The 6,619-nt window shown below is 41.4% G+C and carries 5 protein-coding genes; 4 read left to right on the top strand and 1 reads right to left on the bottom strand.

The genetic code is table 11. The annotated features are described in order from the left end of the window. Positions 1–46: 46 nt before the first annotated feature. A complete protein-coding gene (gene iseA, locus V6D41_RS21335) occupies positions 47–592 on the bottom strand; it encodes a DL-endopeptidase inhibitor IseA (protein ID WP_333519562.1) in 546 nt (181 codons plus the stop codon). A gap of 286 nt (positions 593–878) precedes the next feature. On the opposite strand from iseA, the gene V6D41_RS21340 reads away from it, so the two are divergent. The 4 genes from V6D41_RS21340 to V6D41_RS21355 form a co-directional block, all read left to right on the top strand. Continuing rightward, entirely contained in the window at positions 879–2,270 is a 1,392-nt protein-coding gene (locus tag V6D41_RS21340) for an MATE family efflux transporter (protein ID WP_087991913.1), read from the top strand. Positions 2,271–2,401: 131 nt separating this feature from the next. Further along, positions 2,402–3,379: an aldose 1-epimerase gene (gene galM, locus V6D41_RS21345; RefSeq protein ID WP_333519563.1), complete on the top strand. Its 978-nt coding sequence runs from the start codon at positions 2,402–2,404 to the stop codon at positions 3,377–3,379. A gap of 33 nt (positions 3,380–3,412) precedes the next feature. After that, the gene (dacB, locus tag V6D41_RS21350) at positions 3,413–4,888 is read left to right on the top strand and encodes a D-alanyl-D-alanine carboxypeptidase/D-alanyl-D-alanine endopeptidase (RefSeq protein ID WP_333519564.1); all 1,476 of its coding nucleotides are present in this window, start codon (positions 3,413–3,415) and stop codon (positions 4,886–4,888) included. 345 nt (positions 4,889–5,233) lie between these two features. Further along, the coding region (locus V6D41_RS21355; RefSeq protein WP_333519565.1) for a condensation domain-containing protein at positions 5,234–6,619 on the top strand (1,386 nt) is incomplete at its 3' end.

The following is a 6,619-nucleotide window of genomic DNA, read 5'->3' on the forward strand; positions in this document are numbered from 1 at the left end:
ATGTCTAAAATTTGGGGTGCACTTCACTTATGCCGGGCGTTTTTTATTATATAACGGCGTCAAATTGATTGACTTTCCATGTATTATTTTCTTTTACAAATGTCACTTTCCGTTTCGCTGCAGGTGACCCATCTAAAGCAGGAACAGTAAATTCGTATGTGACTGCGCCGCCTTTTTTAGAGATCAGTTTAGCAGTTGATTTTTTCCAGTTCAAAAGATTATCTCCATCGCCGATTGGAACCGCAAGTTTTCCTTTAGAAACAGTGAAATGATAATCTTTAAATCCTTTTTCGATTGCAGTTTTTGTGAAAATAGGAGTTAAGTAATTCACTGCTTTTGCTTTAGTGCCTAGATCACTGCACATGTATACATATTGAAGATTTTGATACTCGAATGTGCCTGATGGGCAAACTGCTTTTTTTGCTTTTGGATTGTGCCCGCTCATTGTGTTCCAAAAGTGTTCTCTTGCTGATAATGCCAGCTCCAAAGCTTGTTTTTGTGATAAATCGCCTGATGTATGTTTCGCAAATGCATTTGTGCTTAATGACAGAATAAGTGCAATCGTTGTTAGAAATAGAAGACATTTTTTCATTGTGGTTCACTCCTTCAAAATCTCTTTCTCTTATATTACAAATGTTACAATAGTTACGGATAGATTACAATACTTTTGCATAAATTATTTTTTGTCTTTTACTCACAAAGAAATAGGCTGTTACTTGCTAGTTTATTCTTCATAAGCTAAAAAGATGTGTAAAATTAGAAGAATCGGGAAGGGTTTCATATGGACAGTGATGAATAATAACATGTTGCATATCCTGTTTTTGTCAAAGGAATGGGGACATGTTTACAAACGAATTCAAATAAAGGAGTCCTTCAATATGGAAACATCACAAGAACAACTTGTAACCCAGAAGAAAAGCAATCCATCTGTCTGGCGGTCTATGTCACTCTTTTTAGTGCCGCTTCTGCTAAGCAACGTGCTGCAATCAATAGGCCAGTTAGTCGGGATGATGGCTGTAGGCAGATGGCTTGGTGTTGATGCGGTTGCAGCTGTATCATCCTTTTTCCCGTTATTTTTTCTTTTAATCTCATTTACAATTGGAATCGGTTCAGGAAGTTCGATCCTGATCGGACAAGCCTACGGGGCGAAGAATGAGGAACGGTTAAAGGCTGTTGTCGGAACGACGCTCACGTTTACGTTTTTATTAGGGGTTGTGTTAGCCGTCATCGGCAGTATCTTTACCTTGGATATTCTTCGTTTAATGGGTACACCTGAAAATGTTATTCATGTCAGCGCCAGCTATGCACGTATTTTATTTTACGCTATGCCGTTTATGTTTTTATATTTTGCGTATACAACATTTTTGCGCGGAACAGGGGATTCTAAGACACCGTTTTATACGCTGATTGTGAGTACGGTCATCAACATAGCGCTTTTGCCCGTTTTAATCCTTGGCATGTTCGGTTTTCCGAAACTGGGCATATACGGCTCCGCATATGCAACCGTCATTTCCACAATTGCGACATTTCTCGTTTTAATGGTGTATTTGCGAAAACGAAACCATCCGCTGCAATTTGATAAAACGGTGCGGCGCTATTTGAAAATGGATAAGGAACTGCTGGCTCTCCTGCTGCGCCTTGGGATTCCATCAAGCATCAATATGATTCTCGTCTCATTATCAGAGATAGCGGTTATTTCATTTGTCAACCACTACGGCTCTGATGCAACAGCTGCATACGGCGTGGTCAACCAGGTAGCCAGCTATGTGCAGATGCCAGCCGTCAGCCTCGGCATTGCGGTGTCTATTTTCGCCGCGCAATCGATCGGAGCGAACGAGTTTGATCGCTTAAAGCAGGTCATTCGCGTCGGAATTTGGCTGAATTATATCATTGGCGGCGTACTGATCATTCTGATCTATGTGTTTTCACAGCAGATTTTAGCGTTATTTTTAACCGAGAAAGACACACTTTACATCGCGCACCGTCTCTTGATGATTACGTTGTGGAGCTATTTGCTGTTTGGAAATGCCCAAATTTTTTCTGCGGCGATGCGCGCAAGCGGAACGGTTTTATGGCCGACCGTTATTAGTATTTTCGCCATCTGGGGAGTAGAGGTGCCTGTTGCATTCGTACTTTCCCACTACACAAAACTAGAGATACTCGGCGTCTGGGTTGGCTATCCGGCTGCGTTTGCTGTCAGCTTGTTGTTGATTTATGGGTATTATCAATTCGTGTGGAAAAAGAAACAAATTACACGTCTCATCCAATAGACTCACGAAACACACCGTTCAAATGTTGAACGGTGTGTTTTTATTTGATCGAGAGAACATCAAATGGAGGAAATATGGCACAGTACATTGAATTCTTATACAAGCAATGAATCAAGGAGAGGTTGAGTTACATGTCAAACTACATTGAGAAGATTACGTATTTAGGAACACCTGCCATCAAAGCGGGCAACGAGCATATAGAAATAATTGTTGTTCCCGAGTGGGGGAGCAACGTCATTTCTCTCGTGGACAAAACAACAAAGATCCAGCTTTTGCGAGAACCAGAAACAGCAGAAAGCTTCCGCCATACACCAACATTGTATGGAATTCCGATCCTGTTTCCGCCTAACCGGATAAGTGACGGCACATTCAGTTTCCGGGGCAGAACGTATCATTTTGATATCAACGAAAAAGATAAACACAACCATCTTCACGGGTTTCTTTATCAGGAAAAGTGGAACGTAGTGACCATGAAGCAAACTGATGAAGAAGTGATCGTTGAAACGGAAATTGATCTTTCAGAGCTTCCCCATGTATATAAGCAATTTCCTCATCATACCGTCGTTCGGATGACATATACGCTAAAGGGGAATACTCTATTTAAACATGCAACGGTCATGAACAAAGGAAAGGAAGCGTTTCCTTGGGGGATCGGTTATCATACTACATTTGTTTTTCCGGAAGAAAGCTCGTTATTCTCCCTGACAGCCGATCAGCAATGGGAGTTGAATGAACGCCTGCTGCCGACTGGGAAGCTGATGAATGTACCGAATAAAGAAGACTTGCATGAAGGGATGAATTTGCGCCACAAGCAACTGGATGATGTCTTTTTATCTGCTTATCAGAAAAGAGGCGGAGAAAATCAGGCAGTCATTTATCATCAGCATGCACATCTAAGCATTATTTATCAGGCAGATGAACAATTTAAACATTGGGTTGTATACAATGCGGACGCAAAACAGGGGTATTTATGCCCTGAACCTTACACATGGGTGACAAACGCAGTCAATCTTGATTTTCCTTCATCACTCACTGGTTTACAAGTGCTGGAGCCGGGCGAAAAAACGACTGCCAAAAGCAGTATCACCATTGAGCTGAATCATCAATAATCTATGATGAGGCGCAGAGAGGCGGGGTAAATAATGAAAAAAAGCATAAAGCTATATGTTGCTGTTTTGCTGCTCTTCGTCGTTGCTTCGGTGCCTTATATGCATCAGGCTGCGCAAGCGGCTGATAAACACGATGCACTTGCCGGGCAGATCGATAAGGTTTTAGCTGATCATCCTGCACTCGAAGGCGCAATGGCTGGCATCACCGTTCGCTCTGCAGATACAGGCGCTGTTCTATATGAGCATTCAGGAGACGTCCGAATGAGGCCCGCCTCTTCTCTGAAGCTTTTGACTGCGGCCGCGGCACTTACTGTTCTTGGCGAGGACTATTCCTTTACAACCGAGGTCCGGACAGACGGCACCCTCAAAGGAAAAAAACTGAATGGAAACCTTTATTTGAAAGGGAAGGGGGATCCGACACTTTTACCAGCTGATTTTGAAGAAATGGCTGAGAAATTGAAACAGTCCGGCGTGAAAGTGATTAAAGGCAATCTGATTGGTGATGATACGTGGTATGACGATAAGCGATTATCACCTGATTTACCGTGGAGTGATGAATACACATATTACGGCGCTCAAATTTCTGCTTTAACAGTGTCTCCAAATGAAGACTATGATGCAGGTACTGTGATTGTAGAGGTCACCCCTGGGAAAAAAGAAGGGGAAAAGCCTGCAGTTTCTGTATCTCCGAAGACGGATTATGTAACGATTAAGAACAATGCTGAAACGGCTGCGGATGGTCAAAAGAAGGACCTCACGATCGAAAGAAAGCATGGGACAAACACGATCACAATTGAGGGTAGCGTACCGGTTGACGCAAGCAAGACAAAGGAATGGATTGCTGTCTGGGAGCCGTCTGGATATGCTTTAGATTTATTTAAGCAAGCACTAAAAAAACAAGGGATTACTGTAAAGGGGAACGTCATGAGGGGCGATGCGACCGGTTCCTCAGAGGTGTTAATCTCTCATCGCTCAATGCCTTTGTCAAAACTATTTGTTCCGTTTTTGAAACTAAGCAATAATGGACATGCCGAAGTGCTCGTAAAGGAGATGGGGAAAGCGGAAAAAGGAGAAGGGAGCTGGGAAAAGGGACTCGAAGTATTAAACAGTACGCTTCTGGAATGTGGTGTTGATTCCAAATCACTGGTCTTAAGAGACGGATCAGGAGTCTCTCATATTAATGCTGTATCCTCCGACCAAATCTCAAAGCTGTTATATGACATTCAAGATGAAAAATGGTTCTCAGCGTATCTAAATTCTCTGCCTGTTGCGGGCAATAGTGACAGAATGATAGGTGGAACGCTGAGAAACCGCATGAACGATACTCCTGCACAAGGAAAAATAAGGGCAAAAACCGGATCGCTAAGTACGGTTAGCTCTCTATCCGGGTACGCAGAAACCAAGAGCAGAAAAACCCTTGTTTTCTCTATTCTTCTAAACGGATTGATTGATGATGAGGATGGAAAAGATATTGAGGATCAAATCGCTGTCATCTTAGCAAATCAATAATAGCGGGCAGACCTGTTTTCCAAGCGAAAACAGGTTTTTTATGTCTCCCATAAATGATCCGGGCGTAACCGTAAATGAGCACAATTGAAAAATAGTATGTAAGACCTTGCGTAAAACGGTACTTTTATCACTTACTGTTCAAAAAATGATAAAAAAAGAAAATTAACCTAAAGAAATAATACTATATTCAAAAAAATGTTATAAAAATTTAATATTTTTCATTGTACTTTAAAAAAAATCCGTTAATATAGTCCATATAAGGATTATATAGTCATATAATTACTTTTATCGTCATTTTTCTGCTTTTTTCTTATCCTCTTATTATAAAGAACTGGAGGGAATCCGTTGAGCGAACATACTTATTCTTTAACCCATGCCCAAAGGAGAGTGTGGTTTACCGAATTGCTGGAGCCAGGCACCGGCATTTGCAATCTCACGGCCTGTGTGAAATTCAGAGGCAATATTGATCTTGATGATCTAGAGGAAGCGTTGAATCATTCCATCTCCCGCAATGACGCCATTAGGTTTCAACTGCTAGAAGGAGAGGAACTTGAACCGCGGCTGTATCTTACTGAATATCAATATACTTCACTTGGAATAATAGATTTTTCAAATGTTGAAATGATAGAAATAGAGCAATGGATACAAGAACAAGCGAGAATCCCATTTAAACTGTTCAACTCGCCCCTTTATCAATTTTATCTCCTAAGAATCCACACTCATGAGGTTTGGCTGTTTGCGAAATTCCATCATATTATAATGGACGGCATCTCCTTAAATGTGATGGGAAATCAAATTATAGACCATTATCAAAAAATAAAAAAGCAAGATCCTTTACCCGATCAGCCTCAACCTTCTTACTTGAGCTACATCGAAAAAGAGAGTCAATATCTACAATCTTCACGTTTTGCAAAGGACCGTTTATTTTGGAGTCAAACCTTTCAGCAGCCGCCGGAATACCATTCGTTAGCCGGCCAGACGTCCTTACAAAAACAGAGCACATCCGCATCCAGAGATACCATCACACTTTCACCTCATCTAGGGCAAACGATTCGAATCTTTTGCGAAGAACAAAAGATCAATATCATTTCCTTATTTATGGCTTCATTTTACATATGCATCAGCCGGATCACATCTAAAAAAGATCTTGCCATTGGCACCTACTATGGCAACAGAGGGTCAAAGGCTGAAAAAGAAATGCTCGGCATGTTTGTCAGTTCTCTTCCCATCAGAATAACGGTTGATCCTGATGAAGATTTTCTTTCCTTTGTCCACAGAGTAGGCAGGGAACAGCTTTCCGTTATGCGTCATCAACGGTTTCCTTATAATTTGCTGGTGAATGAATTAAGGAAAGACCGGAAAGAATTACACAACCTTATCGGTATATCTATGCAGTATCAGCCGCTCCAATGGCACAAAGCAGACGGTTTTGACTATGAAACGGCGCTTTATTTCAGCGGATACACCGCGAACGAGCTCTCTGTTCAAATACAGGAACGGATAGACAACGGAACCATACATTTAAATTTCGACTATCAAAATATCTTATTTTCTCTTGAGGATATTAAACGAATACAGCACCATCTGCTTACGTTGCTGGAAAACGCCCTTCAACATCCGCACAGTTTCATAAAAGAATTAGATATGACCAATGTAAGAGAAAAACAAAAATTATTGAATGAGTTTAACAAGACAGAAGCTATTGTGCCTAAAGCCCCAACTCTTCACGGG

This window comes from Bacillus sp. 0102A (assembly GCF_036765155.1).
In the GTDB taxonomy this organism is placed as follows: Bacteria; Bacillota; Bacilli; order Bacillales; family Bacillaceae; genus Bacillus; species Bacillus subtilis_G.